This is a genomic window from Pseudonocardia oroxyli (genome assembly GCF_900102195.1).
Lineage (GTDB): Bacteria > Actinomycetota > Actinomycetes > Mycobacteriales > Pseudonocardiaceae > Pseudonocardia > Pseudonocardia oroxyli.
In genome coordinates this window covers 1-15,626 of record NZ_FNBE01000033.1, presented here as the reverse complement: position 1 = coordinate 15,626, position 15,626 = coordinate 1, and the positions used below count along the sequence as shown (strand labels likewise).

General features: G+C 74.8%; 16 protein-coding genes. 9 read left to right on the top strand and 7 right to left on the bottom strand.

The features are described 5' to 3' along the window. Positions 1-827: DDE-type integrase/transposase/recombinase (locus tag BLS43_RS28655; RefSeq protein ID WP_143030281.1), on the bottom strand; the 827-nt coding region annotated here is incomplete at its 3' end. Positions 828-1,095: 268 nt separating this feature from the next. Next, entirely contained in the window at positions 1,096-2,082 is a 987-nt protein-coding gene (locus BLS43_RS28650; protein ID WP_093089836.1) for an aldo/keto reductase, read from the bottom strand. A gap of 101 nt (positions 2,083-2,183) precedes the next feature. On the opposite strand from BLS43_RS28650, the gene BLS43_RS28645 reads away from it, so the two are divergent. Next, the gene (locus tag BLS43_RS28645) at positions 2,184-3,038 is read left to right on the top strand and encodes a helix-turn-helix transcriptional regulator (protein WP_093089835.1); all 855 of its coding nucleotides are present in this window, start codon (positions 2,184-2,186) and stop codon (positions 3,036-3,038) included. Positions 3,039-3,047: 9 nt separating this feature from the next. Here BLS43_RS28645 and BLS43_RS28640 read toward each other — a convergent pair whose 3' ends face one another. Further along, positions 3,048-3,557: a winged helix-turn-helix transcriptional regulator gene (locus BLS43_RS28640; RefSeq protein WP_093089834.1), complete on the bottom strand. Its 510-nt coding sequence runs from the start codon at positions 3,555-3,557 to the stop codon at positions 3,048-3,050. 79 nt (positions 3,558-3,636) lie between these two features. Here BLS43_RS28640 and BLS43_RS28635 point away from each other — a divergent pair, with 79 nt between their 5' ends. Beyond that, on the top strand, positions 3,637-5,004 hold the full coding sequence (locus tag BLS43_RS28635) for an MFS transporter (RefSeq protein ID WP_093089833.1): 1,368 nt from the start codon (positions 3,637-3,639) through the stop codon (positions 5,002-5,004). Positions 5,005-5,040: 36 nt separating this feature from the next. Beyond that, entirely contained in the window at positions 5,041-5,817 is a 777-nt protein-coding gene (locus BLS43_RS28630) for a hypothetical protein (RefSeq protein WP_093089832.1), read from the top strand. Here BLS43_RS28630 and BLS43_RS28625 read toward each other — a convergent pair. After that, on the bottom strand, positions 5,786-6,364 hold the full coding sequence (locus BLS43_RS28625) for a TetR/AcrR family transcriptional regulator (protein ID WP_093089831.1): 579 nt from the start codon (positions 6,362-6,364) through the stop codon (positions 5,786-5,788). The two genes, BLS43_RS28630 and BLS43_RS28625, sit on opposite strands and share 32 nt — an antisense overlap. 80 nt (positions 6,365-6,444) lie before the next feature. Between BLS43_RS28625 and BLS43_RS28620 the strand changes: the two genes are divergently transcribed. Both BLS43_RS28620 and BLS43_RS28615 read left to right on the top strand, forming a co-directional pair. Then, complete coding sequence (locus tag BLS43_RS28620) at positions 6,445-7,575, top strand: acyl-CoA dehydrogenase family protein (protein WP_093089830.1); 1,131 nt, start codon at positions 6,445-6,447, stop codon at positions 7,573-7,575. 35 nt (positions 7,576-7,610) lie between these two features. After that, positions 7,611-8,360, top strand: a complete 750-nt coding sequence (locus tag BLS43_RS28615) for an SDR family NAD(P)-dependent oxidoreductase (RefSeq protein WP_093089829.1) — start codon at positions 7,611-7,613, stop codon at positions 8,358-8,360. Positions 8,361-8,537: 177 nt separating this feature from the next. On the opposite strand, the gene BLS43_RS28610 is transcribed toward BLS43_RS28615, so the two are convergent. Both BLS43_RS28610 and BLS43_RS28605 read right to left on the bottom strand, forming a co-directional pair. Beyond that, the gene (locus BLS43_RS28610) at positions 8,538-9,392 is read right to left on the bottom strand and encodes a DUF6319 family protein (RefSeq protein WP_093089828.1); all 855 of its coding nucleotides are present in this window, start codon (positions 9,390-9,392) and stop codon (positions 8,538-8,540) included. A gap of 69 nt (positions 9,393-9,461) precedes the next feature. Continuing rightward, positions 9,462-10,457 carry a pirin family protein gene (locus BLS43_RS28605; protein WP_093089827.1) on the bottom strand — a complete coding sequence of 332 codons (996 nt, stop codon included), beginning with the start codon at positions 10,455-10,457 and terminating at the stop codon, positions 9,462-9,464. Positions 10,458-10,567: 110 nt separating this feature from the next. On the opposite strand from BLS43_RS28605, the gene BLS43_RS28600 reads away from it, so the two are divergent. From BLS43_RS28600 to BLS43_RS28585, 3 genes are all read left to right on the top strand, one after another. After that, positions 10,568-10,975 (top strand): DNA polymerase ligase N-terminal domain-containing protein, encoded by a 408-nt coding sequence (locus tag BLS43_RS28600; protein WP_245707902.1) that lies wholly within the window; start codon positions 10,568-10,570, stop codon positions 10,973-10,975. 42 nt (positions 10,976-11,017) lie between these two features. Further along, positions 11,018-11,635: a TetR/AcrR family transcriptional regulator gene (locus BLS43_RS28595; protein WP_093089826.1), complete on the top strand. Its 618-nt coding sequence runs from the start codon at positions 11,018-11,020 to the stop codon at positions 11,633-11,635. A 347-nt stretch (positions 11,636-11,982) separates the two neighbouring features. Next, on the top strand, positions 11,983-12,933 hold the full coding sequence (locus BLS43_RS28585) for a D-2-hydroxyacid dehydrogenase family protein (protein ID WP_093089825.1): 951 nt from the start codon (positions 11,983-11,985) through the stop codon (positions 12,931-12,933). A gap of 10 nt (positions 12,934-12,943) precedes the next feature. On the opposite strand, the gene BLS43_RS28580 is transcribed toward BLS43_RS28585, so the two are convergent. Beyond that, the gene (locus BLS43_RS28580; RefSeq protein ID WP_093089824.1) at positions 12,944-14,134 is read right to left on the bottom strand and encodes a zinc-dependent alcohol dehydrogenase; all 1,191 of its coding nucleotides are present in this window, start codon (positions 14,132-14,134) and stop codon (positions 12,944-12,946) included. A gap of 114 nt (positions 14,135-14,248) precedes the next feature. On the opposite strand from BLS43_RS28580, the gene BLS43_RS28575 reads away from it, so the two are divergent. Continuing rightward, complete coding sequence (locus BLS43_RS28575) at positions 14,249-15,196, top strand: SDR family NAD(P)-dependent oxidoreductase (protein ID WP_093089823.1); 948 nt, start codon at positions 14,249-14,251, stop codon at positions 15,194-15,196. Positions 15,197-15,626 lie beyond the last annotated feature (430 nt).

Below are 15,626 nucleotides of genomic sequence, written 5' to 3'. Positions count from 1 at the left end.
AGCTGCGCGAGTGTGTGGGCCAGGGGTTGTTTGTCGAGGTAGCGGAACAGGGTCTGGTGGAGGCGTTCGTTCTTGCCCTGGGTAGTCGGCTTGTGGGGCTTGCCGGTGATCGCCTCTGTGCCCAGCCCGGCGACGTGTGCCACGAGCTGTCCGACCAGACCGCGTCGCGTCGGGTTGAGCGCGGCCCCGTTGTCTGAGAGCAGTCGTTGCGGGACGCCGTGGGCGGCGACTGCCTTGTCGAAGACGGTGATCGTGTCGTGGGCGGTCTCGCCGCGCGCAGCGTGGGAGGCGACCGCATAGCGAGAGTGGTCGTCGATGAGCTGGAGGATCACGCACCTGCGGCCACCGGTGAGGACGTACTCGGTGGCGTCGAGTTGCCGACAGGCGTTCGGTGCCGGGTAGACGAACCGCCGCCACGCCGAGCGGGGCTTCTTACGGGGCTCGCGGCGGGCGACCCCGGTCTCGCGGAAGATCCGTGCCAACGACGCCGTCGAGGGCACCGAGCTCAGGCCCATCGCGTGCATCTTGTCGTGGACGCTGATCGGGCCGTGGTCGAGCCCGGACGCCTCAAGCGCGGCCCGCACCGCGACTGCCTGGGCTCTGACCTGCTCGGTCAGTCTCGACGGGCTCGATCGCGGACGCCGGGAGCGGGGCTCCAGCACCGCCGCCGGCCCCTCGACGCGGGCATGCTTGCGCAACGCGTAGAACGACTTGCGCGAGATGCCGTGCTCGATGCAGAACGTCGAGACCGCCCCGCGCGGCGCGTCATCAGGCCACTGCGAGATCGCAAGGCGGACTTGGGGATCGACGAGTTCCTGAGCAGCCACCGCCGCAGCCTCACGGTGGAAGTGTCACCACCAAGAACACCCACAGTGTCACCGATGACCTGACCCAGACTCGTCACCCATGTCCTGAGACATGACAGTCTTCACCCCTACCCACCGGCCACCCACACCGAACGCCTCACCAGGGACTGCCCGCCGCCCCGGACACCCACCCCCTCACCGACCGCATCATGGCTCCACAATGGTCGTCTCGACACCTCGAAACGACCATTGTGGAGCCACAACGCCGTGTCCCCCGTGGGCCGCGCCCTCAGTTCCCCACCCCCAACCCCGCCATGAAGGCCTTCGGGTAGCGGTCTCCGCGGGCCGAGCCCAGCGGCACCGCGCGCTCGACGGTGGCCAGCTCGGCCGGGGTGAACGTGAGGTCCAGGGCGGGCAGGGCCTCCGCGAGGCGCGCGCGGGTGCGGGCCCCGACCAGCGGCGCGATGTCCGGTCCCTGTGCCGCCACCCACGCGATCACCAGCTGGGCGACGGTGCAGCCCTTGGTCGCGGCGAGATCGCGCAGCTCCTCGACCAGGGCGAGGTTGTGCGCCAGGTTCTCCGGCGAGAAGCGGGGGCTGTGGGCGCGGAAGTCCCCCTCCCGGCCCGCCTCGTAGGTCCCGGAGATCAGCCCGCGGGCCAGCACGCCGTAGGCGGTCATCCCGATGCCCAGCTCGCGCAGCGTCGGGAGCACCTCGGCCTCGACCGCGCGGGAGATCAGCGAGTACTCGATCTGCAGGTCGGCGACGGGGTGCACGGCGTGGGCGCGGCGGATCGTCGCGGCGTCCACCTCGGACAGACCGACGTGACGGACGTACCCGGCGGTCACCAGCGCGGCGATCGCGCCGACGGTGTCCTCGATCGGCACCTGCGGGTCCAGCCGGGCGGGGCGGTAGACGTCGACGTGGTCCACCCCCAGCCGCTTCAAGGAGTAGGCGAGGGAGCTCTTGACGAAGGCGGGACGGCCGTCGAACCCGCTGGGGACGCCGTCCGGGCCGGTCAGGGCGCCGAACTTCACCGAGAGCACGTAGGAGTCCCGGTCCCGGCCGCGCAGCGCCTCGGCGAGGAGCATCTCGTTGTGGCCCGTGGCGTAGAAGTCGGCGGTGTCGATCAGGGTGACGCCGGCGTCGAGCGCGGCGTGCACGGTGGCGATGCTCTCGTCGCGGTCGGCCGGGCCGTAGACCCCGGACATGCTCATCGCGCCCAGCCCGAGGGCGGAGACGGTCGGTCCGGTGGTGCCCAGCTGTCGTGTCTGCATGGGTCCCACCCTGGGCCCGTCGGGCGCCCGGTGGCAGCGAGCGTCGATCGTGGGAGCGCCGCTCCCTGGCTCGGCTCCCCCGCGGGGCGCACCATGGGTGCGTGCACCGTGACGAGCTGGCCGACTTCCTCCGCCGCAGGCGGCGGGCGATCTGTCCCGCCGAGGTCGGCATCGCCGAGGGCCCGCGCCGGCGCACGAGCGGGCTGCGCCGCGAGGAGGTGGCGATGCTGGCGGGCGTGTCCGTCGACTACGTGGTGCGCCTGGAGCAGGGTCGCAGCAGCAGGCCCTCGACCCAGCTCCTCGGCGCCCTCGCCCGCGCCCTGCGCCTGTCGGACGACGAGCGCGACCACCTCTTCCACCTGTCCGGTCACCCGTCGCCGCCCACCCACGGCACGGACGGCGCCCGCCAGGCCCGCGCCGGCCTGCTGCGGATGCTCGACCTGGTCGGCGACACCCCGGCCATGGTCATGTCCGACCTGGGCGAGGTGCTCGCCCAGAACCGGATGTCCGTGCTGCTCGCGGGGGACGCCACCGGCTTCGCCGGGGACCGCCGCTACCTGATCTTCCGCTGGTTCACCGAGCCCGGGTCGCGCGAGCTCGCCGAGCCGGCGGCGCGCGACCATCAGTCCCGGTCGCTGGTCGCCGACCTCCGGGCGGTGGCGGGCCGCCGCGCCGGGGACCCGGACGTCGAGGGGCTGGTCGCGCGGCTGCGGGCCGCCAGCCCGGAGTTCCGCGACCGGTGGGCCGAGCACGAGGTGGCCGTGCGGCGCGCCGACCGCAAGACGTTCCGGAACCCGCGGGTCGGCGCGCTGACGATGGACTGCGAGACCCTCGTGACGCCCGACCTGCGCCAGGAGCTCCTCGTCCTCACCCCGGCGGACGCCGGGTCGCGGGAGCGCCTCGACCTGCTGCGGGTGCTGGGCGTCGAGGAGTTCAGCAGCACGCTCGAGGGGTGAGGCGCCGGCTCAGCGGATCGGCTCCAGCAGCCGCCGGGGCCGGGCCAGCGCCGCGGTGACGACCTCGTCCCCGACCGGCGGGTCGAAGCCCGGCCCGGGGGACATCACCGTGTCCGCGGCCGCGACCGCCGCCCCGCAGTCGCGGCAGCGGCCGTCGGGGTCGATGCGGCCGCCGCAGCCCGCGTGGTCGAACAGCCGGCGCGGGCCGCGCGGCGCGCAGTACTCGTCCCCCCACCCGACGAGGGCCCGGAGCACCGGCCACAGCGCCCGACCCTTGTCCGTCAACAGGTATCCCCCGCGCGGGCCGGGCTCGCGTTCCAGCACGCCCTCGGCCACGAGCAGGCCCAGGCGTTCGGTCAGCACGGCCCGCGGGACGTCGAGGTGGCGGGAGAAGTCACTGAACCGACGGACCCCGAAGAACGCGTCCCGGACGATCAGCAACGTCCACCGCTCCCCCACGATCTCGAGCGCCCGCGCCATCGAGCAGTTCTGCCGCGTGTAGTCCCGGGGCAACACCATGCCCCCATGGTTCCACATGTCGGTTCAATGACCGAACCGAACGTGTTACGGTCCGAGCATCGACGAGCGGGGGGACTCCATGCAGGACACCGGACGGCGCCTGGTCGTCACCGCGGGCGGCACGCTGCTGGCGATGACCGCGTTCACGGCGCCGTTGTCGATCGTCCCCGCGGTCGCGGCCGACCTGGGCGCCGGGGCGGTGGCCACCTCGTGGATCCTCAGCTCGATGAGCCTCGGGCTCGCCGTCGCACTGTTGCCCGCGGGCTCGTTCGGGGACGAGACGGGCCGCCGCCGGGTCTTCGTCGCGGGCGCGGTGCTGCTGGCGGCCGGCTCGGCCGCGTGCGGGCTGGCCCCCGGGCCCGGGCTCTTCGTCGCGGGGCGGATCGTGGAGGGGATCGGCGCGGCCGCGGTGATCGCGTGCGGGCTGGCGCTGATCAGCCACACCGTGCCCGCAGGCCCGGAACGGTTGCGCGCCATCGGGATCTGGGGCGCCTGCATGGGTGCGGGCCCTGCGGTCGGGCCGCTGCTCGGTTCGGTCGGGGAGGCCCTGTCGAGCTGGCGCTGGGCCTACCTGGTGATCACGGTGGCCGCCGTGGCCCTGGCGGCGGCGGGCCGGTCCCTGCTGCCCGAGTCCCGGTCGGAGCGCCACCGCGGGGTCGACCTCGTCGGGGCCGCCCTGCTGGGGATCGGCCTCGGCTGCCTGCTGGCCGCGCTCACCCAGGGCCGCCAGGGGTGGACCGGCCCCTGGGTGCTCGGCCTGGCCGCGGCCGCGGTGGTCTTCCTCGCGGTCTTCCTCGGCCATCAGCGCCGGGCCCGGAGCCCGATGCTCGAGCTGCACCTGTTCCGCCGTCCCGCCCTGGTGTCGGCCACCCTCGCCGCGTTCGTGACGGGCGCGACGATCATCGCGCTCATGTCGTTCCTGTCGACGGTGCTGGAACGCGGGCTCGCCCACAACGCCGTGGTGGCCGCGGCGATCCTGCTCTCCTGGTCGGGGACCAGCGTGGTCGCCGCACTCCTGGCCCGGCGCATCCCGGCCCGGGTCTCGGGCGGCGCCCGGATGGCGGCCGGACTGCTCGTGCTGGCGGTCGGCCTCCTGCCGATCGCCGTGCTGACCACCGCGACGCCGCTCGTGCAGCTGATCCTCGGGCTGGTCGTGACGGGCGCCGGGACCGGCGTGGTGAACGCGACGCTGGGGCGCGAGGCCGTGGCGAGCGTCCCGCCCACCGACGCGGGCGCGGGGAGCGGCATCAACAACACCAGCCGCTACGTCGGCGCCGCCCTCGGCGTCACCGTCGCCACCGTGATCGCCCTGCCCGGCGGGGCCGACGCGGGCGGCCTCGTCGCGGGCTGGAACGTCGCCACCGCGCTCGGGATCGGCCTCGCCGTGCTCGGCGCCGTCGCGGTCCTGGTCCTGCAGTCGACCGAGACCCGAGTCGCGGTGCGGTAGCGACCGCCGCGGCCGCCGCTCCACCAAGATGGTGTCGTGACCGCGGACGCCTTCCTGCTCCCGAGCACCGGGCCCGACCCGCTGCCGATGGCGACGGCCGTCGCGGCCGTGCTCGGCTACGCGCGGGCGCGGCGGCCGCTGCGGTTCCGGTCGTTCGCGTGGCCGCAGGGACACTGGGTGTCCCTGCCCGCCTTCGGTTGGACCCGCTTCGACACGCTCGCGACCGGCCCGAACGGCGACACCGACGTCCTGCTCGGGGAGGGCCTGCACGGCAGACTCGACGAGCCGGGCTGGACGGACGTCGACGACGCGCTGGCCCGCGTCGGACCGCTGGCCGCGGCGGCCGCCGAGCGCGCGGCGGGCGCCCCCTTCTGGGCGCTGCCCGACGACGAGCTCTCGGTCCTCGGCGAGCCCGGCACCGTGGGGGCCGCCCTGCGGGAGATCGACCGACGCGGCGGGGCCCACCCCGCGCACGTCCGGGCGGTCCTGCACCACCAGCGACCGACGCTCGTCCCCCACCTGACGCCCAGCACCCGGCGCGCCCTGCTCCCGCACACCCTGGAGGGCGACAGCGGCGTCGACGCGGTGGTCCGGCGCGAGCTGCGCGCCAACGCGGACGCCTTCGCCGCCCTGGAGCACACCGTGGCGACCCTGCTCGGGGACGCGAGCCCCACCCGGCTGCGACTGCACGACATCCTGCTCTGGCTGGCCACGACCCTGCGCCTGCCCTTCGCCGTGGCGGCGGGCCAGGCGACCGCGGAGTGGCGGTCCGCGCCGCTGGTCAGCCCCTCGGAGGCACCAGACCGGCCGTGACCAGGGCCGCGAGCTCCGCATAGGCCTCGCTGTCCGACAGCCCGGTCGCCGCGGCCACCTCGCGCTGCTGGATGCGCACCATCTGCGCGGCGACGAGGTCGGCCACGAAGCCCGCGTGCACGCTGCGGAAGCTCCCGGCCGCGACGCCCTGCTCGATCAGCTCCCCGATCCGCCGCGCCGCGGCCCGGGTGTTGCGTTCGTAGACCTCGGCGGCGGGCCGGAACGAGGCGACGTCGTCGAAGAAGGCCGGACCGGCCGCGGCGAGCACGGCGGCGACGGCTTCGAGGTAGCTGCGGATCGGCGCCTCGTCGGTCACCGCAGCCTCGACCCGGGCCGTCGCCTCGCGGAAGAACCGGACGACCGCGGCGCGCACCAGCTGCTCGCGGCTCGCGGCCAGGCCGTAGAGCGTCCGCTTGGAGCAGCGGAGCCGGGCCGCGACGTCGTCCAGCGTGAGGTGGGCGAACCCCTCCTCGAGGATCAGCGCGAGCACGCCGTCCTCGAGCTCGGCGCGGCGGGCCTCGCCGCGACGGACTGGGGTTCCGGTCACGGTCGCATACTCCCATCCTCGCCCTAACGGTACTCTGACAGACACGAACGTACCGTTGTGCGTACCGAAGGGACCTCATCGTGGCCGTCGACCGACTCCTCCCGACCCAGGAGGCCGAGGACCTGCTCGACCTCACCCGCGACCTCGCGGACAAGGAGCTGGCGACCCGCGTCGAGGAGCACGAGCGGGCGGAGACCTACCCGGAGGGGCTGTTCGCGACGCTCGGCGCCGCGGGTCTGCTCGGGCTGCCCTACCCCGAGGAGTTCGGGGGCGGCGCGCAGCCCTACGAGGTCTACCTGCAGGTCCTCGAGGAGCTCGCCGCCCGCTGGGCCGCCGTCGCGGTGGCCACCAGCGTGCACGGGCTGGCGTGCTTCCCGGTCGCGACCTTCGGCACCGACGCGCAGAAGGAGCGTTGGCTGCCCGAGCTGCTCGGCGGCGGGGTCGTCGGCGGGTACAGCCTGTCCGAGCCCCAGGCCGGGTCGGACGCCGCCGCCCTGACCTGCAAGGCCGTCGCGGAGGAGGCCGGGTACCGGGTCACCGGGACCAAGGCGTGGATCACCCACGGTGGCCGCGCGGACTTCTACGCGCTGTTCGCCCGCACCGGCGAGCGGATCTCCTGCTTCCTCGCTCCGGGGCAGGTCGAGGGACTGTCCTTCGGCAAGCCGGAGGAGAAGATGGGCCTGCACGCGATCCCCACCACCACCGCGCACTGGGACGGCGCGCTGCTGGAGACCGACCGCCTGCTCGGCGCCGAGGGCCAGGGCCTGCAGATCGCGTTCAGTGCGCTGGACTCCGGGCGCCTCGGCATCGCCGCGTGCGCCACCGGGCTGGCCCAGGCCGCGCTCGACGCCGCCGTCGACTACGCGAACGAGCGCACGACGTTCGGTAAGAAGATCGTCGACCACCAGGGCCTCGGATTCCTGTTGGCGGACATGGCCGCCGCCGTCGACTCCGCCCGCGCCACCTACCTCGACGCCGCCCGCCGCCGCGACCTCGGCCGCCCCTACAGCCGCCAGGCCAGCGTCGCGAAGCTCGTCGCGACCGACGCCGCGATGAAGGTGACCACGGACGCCGTGCAGGTCTTCGGCGGCTACGGCTACACCCGCGACTTCCCGGTCGAGCGCTACATGCGCGAGGCCAAGATCATGCAGATCTTCGAGGGCACCAACCAGATCCAGCGACTCGTCATCAGCCGCGGCCTCGCGCGCTGACGCTCCCCACCGCTCGCCACGCGAAAGGCACACCCATGCAGCTCGACGGCATCGCCGCACTCGTCACCGGCGCCGCGTCCGGCCTCGGCGCCGCCACCGCGGCCCACCTCGCGAAGAACGGCGCCGCCGTCTACGGGTTGGACCGGACCGTCCCCGCCCAGTCCCCCGACGGCCTCACCCTGCTCCAGGGCGACGTCACCGACGAGGCCTCCGTGCGGGACGTCGTCGCCCGGGCCGCCGAGGGCCCCGCCCCGCTGCGACTGGTCGTGAACTGCGCCGGGATCGCCCCGTCGGCCCGGATCCTGTCCAAGCGCGGCACCCACGACCTCGACCTGTTCCACACGGTCCTCAAGGTCAATCTGCTCGGCACGTTCAACGTCATGCGGCTGGCCGCCGAGAAGATCGCCGAGACCGAGGCGGACGAGCACGGCCAGCGCGGCGTCGTCGTCAACACCGCCTCCGTGGCGGCCTTCGAGGGCCAGATCGGCCAGATCGCCTACACCGCCTCCAAGTCCGGCGTCGCGGGCATGACGATCACCGCCGCGCGGGACCTGGCCCAGTACGGGATCCGGGTCATGACCATCGCGCCCGGCATCGTCGAGACCCCGATGCTCGCGGGGCTCCCGGAGGAGGTCCAGGCGAGCCTGGCGAAGACCGTCACCTTCCCCCAGCGGCTGGCCCGGGCGAGCGAGTACGCCCGCCTCGTGTCGATGATCGCCGAGCACGACTACCTCAACGGCGAGACCATCCGCATGGACGGCGCGATCCGGATGACGGCGCGCTAGTGCCCCGTGCGAGAAGGTCGGTGCCGGAATCGGTGGTCCAGCCGCTCGCGGGCAAGGCCGCCGGTCCGCAGGCCGTACCGGGCGTACCGCGCGGGCCGGCAACGCCGCCCGCGTGTGGCTGGGCCGCCGAGATCGGTGCCGAACCTTGTCGCACGGGGCACTAGCCGCCCGCCCGGCTCAGTCGACGCCGAGCTGGTCCAGGGTCCGCTGCGCGGCGTCGAGCTCCTCGCGCAGCCGGGCGACCCGCTCCTCCTGACGCCTGCGGGCCTCGGCGAGCGTCGCGGTGACCACCTCCGTGACCGGCGCCGGGAGGGAACGGGTCGCGGCGGCGACGTCGGCCGCCTGGATCGGCGTCGCCGGGACGACCCGCTTCGCCCCCGCCAGCACCTCCACCGTCCACTCGCCGTCCGCGGATGCGGTCAGGCTGACCGTCAGCGCCCCCGAACGCTCGCCGCGCTTGCCGCTCCGGGCGGCCTTCGCCTGCCGTTCCGGGGCGGGCTCCGGCGGCGCGGGCGCCACCGCTGCGGGCCCCTGTGGTGCCGTCGGCTTCGGGACGGCCGGCTCCGGAGCAGTCGGCTTCGCAACGGTCGGCTTCGCAGCAGTCGGCTTCCCAGCAGTCGGCTTCGCACCAGTCGCCTTCGGCGTGTCCGACCGGACCGACCCGCCGGGTTCGGTGGACCCGGCGGACCGCCGGGCGCGGGCGGCGGGCGCGGACAGTGCGGCCGGTGCCGCCGACTCGCCCGGCGCGGCCTGCGCGGTCGCGGCCGACCGTCGGGCGGGCCTGGTCCGGGTGAGCTCACCCGGCGAGCAGAACACCGCGTCCCGCGAACCCGCGGGTCGGACCTGGATGAAGTCTCCCTCGGCCACCTCGTCGACGGCCACCACCTTCGCCGACCCGCCCGTCGGCACCCCGACCGCGGCCGCGGTGAACCAGACGGTCACCGCCTTGCCCGCGGACACCTCCGCGCGCACCTCCGCCACGTCCGCGTCGGTCAGCGCCTGCCGTGCCGCCGTCGAACCCCGTCCCGCCATCGGTCAGCTCCCCACTGCTCGCCGGTGATTCTCACCCGGAGCCGAACGAGCCCCGCGCCGCCCCCGCACTCACTCCCGCGGGACGAGCCTCGCCGTGGGCAGCGGCGGCGCCGGCAGCGGCGGCGGCTGGTCCGCCGGGAACGTACCGAACAGCGCGGGCTTGCCGACGTCCTGCGGGTCGACCGGCTCGAACCCGAGCTCGGCCTGGTAGCGGCGCCGGAACTCCACGATCTCGTCGTGGTCGCGGCCGACGAGGTTCCACCACATGACGATCCGCTCGTCGAGGGGGACGCCGCCCAGCAGCAGCACGCGGGCCCCGCCCGCCCCCGCCCCGATCAGCAGCGTGTCGGCCCCGGTCGGGACGTACGCCAGCGAGCGGTGGGCGACGGCGGTCCCGTTCACCGTGACCTCGGCGTTCTCGGCCAGGACGGCGTACTCGAAGTCCGTACGCGCAGGCAGCGTCGCAGTGGCGCCCGGCTCGAGGACCAGCTCGGCACCGAGCAGCTCGGGAGTGCGCGTGTCCACCGGCGTGGTCGATCCCAGGAGCGACCCGATGAACACCCGCACGGTGCCGCCGGGCAGCGCCACCGGCTCGGGCACGTGGTGGGCGAAGGCGTTCTCGCTGAAGCGCGTCGCGTCCGGCAGGGCGTACCAGAGCTGCACACCGTGCAGGGTCCGCGTGTCGGCGCTGCTGATCTCCTGGTGGGTGATGCCCCGCCCGGCGATCATCAGGTTGAGCTCCCCCGGCACGACCTCGGCCGCGTTGCCGCCGGAGTCGAGGTGCGCGATGCGGCCGCTGAACAGCCAGGACACCGTCGCGAGCCCGGTGTGCGGGTGCCGCGGCACGGTCATCCCGCCGGTGACCGCCACGTCGTCCGGCCCGTAGTGGTCCAGGAAGCACCACGCCCCGACGAGCGAGCGCTGCCGCTGCGGCAGGGTCCGGTGGACCGTCGTCCCGCGGACCCCGCCCAGGGGCACCGGTCGGGGTTCGAGGACCTCCACCGCCGTGCACGGCCTGCCGCGGCCGAGGACCTCGACGGCCGGGCGTTCCTCGAGGTTCGTCATCGGCTGATCGTCCCGTCTCGGTCCGCGGGCCGGACCGGGTGTCGGAGGAGGGAACCCTCATCATCCCCTCCGGCGAGCATGGCGCCCACGAGTGGGCCACGATCGGCGCCGTGGCCGAGCACGACTCCGCAGTCCCCGACGCAGACCCCGACGGCGTGCCCGCCCGCCCCGCCTTCGTCCTCCACGATCATCGACGCCCCCGGCCGCACTTCGACCTCCGGCTGGAGGAGGACGGCGTCCTGCGCTCCTGGGCGGTGCCCCGCGGGCTGCCCGACGACCCGCGCCACAACCGCCTCGCCGTGCCCGTCGCCGACCATGCACTCGACCACCTCGACTACACCGACGAGCACAAGACCGTCGCCGACACCGGCTGGTGGGAGGAGCACGACCGCACCGACCGCCGCATCCTCTTCACCCTCCACGGCCGCACCGGGTCGCGCCGCTACGCCCTCATCCACACCGGGCCGGACTGGCTCCTCCACCTCGTCCGCGACCAGCCCACGGCCGACCCCGGCTGACCCCGGACCGTCGCCGCACGCTCCGCCCGGGAGACTGCGACCGTGAGCGAGACCCCCCGGCGACGGACCCAGGAGCGACGGACCCAGGAGCAACGGCGCGCGGAGACGGAGCGGCGCGTCCTGGAGGCGGCGACGGCCCTCATCGCCGCCACCGGATCGCGGTCGGTCACCCTCGCGCAGGTCGGCGAGGCCGCCGGGTACAGCCGCGGGATCGTCTACTACCAGTTCGGCAGCCGGGAGCGGCTCATCGAGGCGGTCCTGGACCGGGCCCAGAACCTGGGGCTGCCCGACTCGGCCGACGACGGCCTCGGCCATCTCGTCGCGATCGTCGAGACGTACCTGCAGGCCGTGGCCCGACGGGCACCGACCACTCGCGCCTTCCTCCAGCTGTGGATGGAGGCCGTCGCCGCGGACCCGGTGGTCGCCCCGCTGTTCGCCGAGCGCGACGAGGGTTTCCGCCGCTTCCTCGCCGACGTGGTCCGCCGCGGGATCGCGGACGGCTCCGTCCGGTCCGAGGTGGACCCGGCCGCGGCTGCCACCGTCCTCATGGCGCTGCTGCGCGGTACCGGCCTGCAGCTCATCGCCACTCCCCCCGCCGACGACGTCTCCGGCATCGTCCGCGAGGCCGTGCGGGCGGTGCGCACCGCGTACCTCGCCTGATCCCCGCCCGATCCCCGCCCGATCCCCCGCTGGTCCCGACCCGTTCCGCTCCCCGGTCGACTGCGCTACAGTTACTTGCGCGCCTACACGCAAGTTAGCGACGGGAGACCCGATGCCCACCCCTCGTCCTGACCGGGGCTCGCCCTGATCGCGCTGGAGGACGTCTCCGCCGCCAGCGGGACCGTCGAGCAGCACCGCACCGCGGCGCGGGCGGCCGGCGCCGAGATCGCCGAGCTCGCCGGCGTCGGGCACTGGTGGCCGGTGGAGGACCCCCGCCCCGCCGCCCGCGCCCTGACCGGGTTCTGGGGGCGGCTCGACCGGGCCTGAGCCCGCTACGATCGCTCCCGATGACAGCCTTCCGGGTCGCCCTGCTCGACGACTACCAGCAGGTGGCGGTCGCCCTGCTCGATCTCCCGCCGGACGTGGAGCCGGTCGCGTTCGGGGACCACGTGGACGACGAGGACCAGCTCGTCGCGCGGCTGCGGGACGTGGACGCGATCGTGTGCATGCGCGAACGCACCCCGATCACCGCCGGGCTGCTCGCCCGGCTGCCCCGGCTGCGGTTGGTCGTCACGGCCGGGATGCGGAACGCGGCCATCGACATCGCCGCCGCGGCCGCCCGCGGCGTCACGGTGTGCGGCACCACCTCGACGTCCACCTCGACGACCGAGCACACCTGGGCGCTGCTGCTCGCGCTGGCCCGCAACGTCCCCGCCCAGGACGCCGCGGTCCGCGCGGGCGGCTGGCAGCTCGGACTCGCCCACACGCTCTCCGGCGCGACCCTCGGCCTACTGGGCCTGGGCCGGCTCGGGGCGGCGATGGTCCCGGTCGCCCGCGCGTTCGGCATGGACGTCGTGGCCTGGAGCCCGAACCTGGCGGCCGAGCGCGCGGCCGAGGTCGGGGTCCGGGCGGTGGGGCGCGACGAGCTGTTCGAGACCGCCGACGTGCTCAGCGTCCACCTGGTGCTCTCGCCCCGCTCGGCCGGGACCGTGGGCGCGGCCGAGCTCGCGCGGATGAAGCCGACCGCCCTGCTGGTCAACACCTCGCGGGGCCCGATCGTGGACGAGCGCGCCCTCGTCGACGCGCTCCGCGAGGGTCGGATCGCCGGCGCGGCGCTGGACGTGTTCGACCGCGAGCCGCTGCCCGCCGACCATCCGCTGCGCACCGCGCCGCGCACCGTGCTGACCCCGCACACCGGCTACGTGTCCGCCCGGTCCCTCCGCGACTACTTCACCGCCGTCGGCGAGATCGTCGCCGCCTTCCGCCGCGGCGAGCCCGTCGGGGTCCTGCAGCCCTGAGGGCCCGGTTTCAGGAGCCCGGGGTGAACAGCACCTTCACCGCGCCGTCCCGCTTCTCCTGGAACATCGCGTAGGCGTCCGGCGCCGCCTCGAGCGGCACCCGGTGGGTGGCGAAGTCCTCCGTCCCGAGCGGGTCGTCCGCGGTGAGCAGCGGCAGCAGGTCGGGCACCCAGCGGTGGACGTTGGCCTGACCCATCCGGAGCTGGATCTGCTTGTCGAAGATCTGGAGCATCGGGAGCGGGTCGGCGGTGCCCCCGTAGACGCCGGACAGCGACACGGTGCCGCCGCGGCGCACCAGGGTGACGGCCAGGAGCAGCGCCGCCATCCGGTCCACGCCCGCCGTCTTCATGAGCGGGGCGCCGAGGGCCTTCGGCAGCAGCCCGACGACCCGGTGGGCGATCGACCCGATCGGGGAGCCGTGCGCCTCCATCCCCACGGCGTCGATCACCGCGTCCGCTCCCCGGCCGCCGGTCAGGGCGCGGACGGCGTCCTCCACGCCGTCGCCCGCGTCCCGCAGGTCGACGGTGGAGACCCCGCGGGCCCGGGCGCGGGCCAACCGTTCGGGGACGAGGTCGATGCCGATGACCTGCTCGATCCCGCGGTGTCGGGCGATCCGGCAGGCCATGTCGCCGATGGGCCCGAGCCCGAGGACGACGAGGCTGCCGTCCTTCGGCGGGTCGGCGTAGGCCACGGCCTGCCAGGCGGTCGGCAGCACGTCGGACAGGTAGACGAACCGGTCGTCGGACGGCCCGTCGGGGACCTTGATCGGCAGGGTGTTCCCGAACGGCACCCGCAGGTACTCGGCCTGCCCGCCGGGCACCTGCCCGTACAGCTTCGTGTAGCCGAACAGCGAGGCACCCATCCCCTGCTCGCGGTTCTGGGTCGTCTCGCACTGCGAGTGCAGCCCCTGCCCGCACATCCAACACGTGCCGCAGGAGACGTTGAACGGCACGACGACCCGGTCCCCGACCTCGAGTGCGGTGACGGCGGACCCCTTCTCGGCGACCACGCCCATCGGTTCGTGGCCGAGGATGTCGCCCTCGTCGAGGAACGGCCCCAGCACCTCGTAGAGGTGCAGGTCGGAGCCGCAGAGACCGGTCGAGGTGATCTGCACGATCACGTCCGTGGGGTCCGAGATCGTGGGGTCGGGCACGGTGTCCACGCGGACGTCGCGGGTGCCGTGCCAGGTCAGGGCGCGCATCGGGGCTCCTCGGGTGGGTCGTTCTGGATCTTCCGAGCGAGGGGGCTACCCGGGCTCCCCGCCGGGAACCGCGGCGATCGGGTGTCGGGTGCGCCGGAGTGGGCATCTCCACGGATGCCTCCTTCGGATCGCCCCGTCGCGCTGGTCACCGGCGCGAGCCGCGGCCTCGGCTTCCTGCTCGCCCGCGAGCTCGCCGACCGCGGCCACGACCTGCTGCTCTGCGCCCGGGACGGCCTCGAACCCGCGCGGGCCGACCTCGCGGCGCGCGGCGCGCGGGTCGTGACCCACGAGGCGGACGTCGGCAGGCCGGAGAGTGCCGCCGAGCTCGTCGCGCTCGCCGAACGCGAGTTCGGCCGCCTGGACGTGCTCGTCGCCAACGCGGGGGTCATCCAGGTCGGCCCGCAGCCGGACCTGCGGGACGACGACTACGTCCAGGCCATGGACGTCATGTTCTGGGGGCTGGCCCGCCCCGCGCTGGCCGCGCTTCCGCTGCTGGCCCGCACCGGCGGCCGGATCCTCGCCGTGACGTCGATCGGCGGCAAGCTGCCCGCGCCGCACCTGCTCCCCTACGGCGCCGCCAAGCACGCCGCCGTCGGGTTCGCCGAGGGGCTGCGCCTGGAGGCCGGGCGCCGCGGGGTGTCGGTCACCGTCGGCGTCCCGGGGCTGATGCGCACCGGGTCGACCCGCAACGCGCTGATCACCGGGGACGCCGTGGCCGAGCGGGCCTGGTTCACCGTGGGCGCGTCGGTGCCCCTGCTGTCGATCGACGCCGAACGGGCCGCGCGCAGGCTGGTCCGGGCCACTCTGCGCGGCACCCCGGAGATCATCCTGACGCCGCTCGCCCACCTGGGCTCCCGGGTGCACGCGCTGGCCCCGTCGACCACGTTGCGGCTGCTCACCGCCGTCGAACGCCTGCTGCCCGCGCCGACCGGCACGGACGCGCCCGCGCGACCGGCGCACACCGCGCCCCTCCCGGCGTGGCTGCGCAGGCTGACCGGACTCGACCGGGCCGCGGCACAGCGGTGGCACGAGTACACCGACCCCGCACCGGGCGGGCGGTGACCCCGCACCACACGACCGCGTGCGCCGCCCGCCCGGACTGGACGGCCGGCGAGCTGGACCGAGCGCGGCGACCTCGCCCCCTACCTCGACGCCTTCGCCGTCCCGGGCCCGCTCCCCGACCACGACCTGCGGGAGTGAGCGGGCCGACCGACGACGGTCGCCCCGGGGAGCCCGCGACCGGACCGGAGCGCCTCGCCTCCAGAGCCCCGCCGAGATGAACCTGAGGGCTGTTCGATCATGGTCCGGACAGCCCTGAGGTTCATCTCGGCGGGATGGGGTCACGAGGCGCGGGCCGGCACCGCGGCGAGCCCCGGGTCCGGCAGCCGCCCGGGCGACGCCCACAGGTTGGGGGCGATCTCCAGGCTGCGCGCCGACCCGTCGTACCGCCCGGCGTGCAGGGCCCGCATCCGCCGCTGCCCCTCGGACTCGC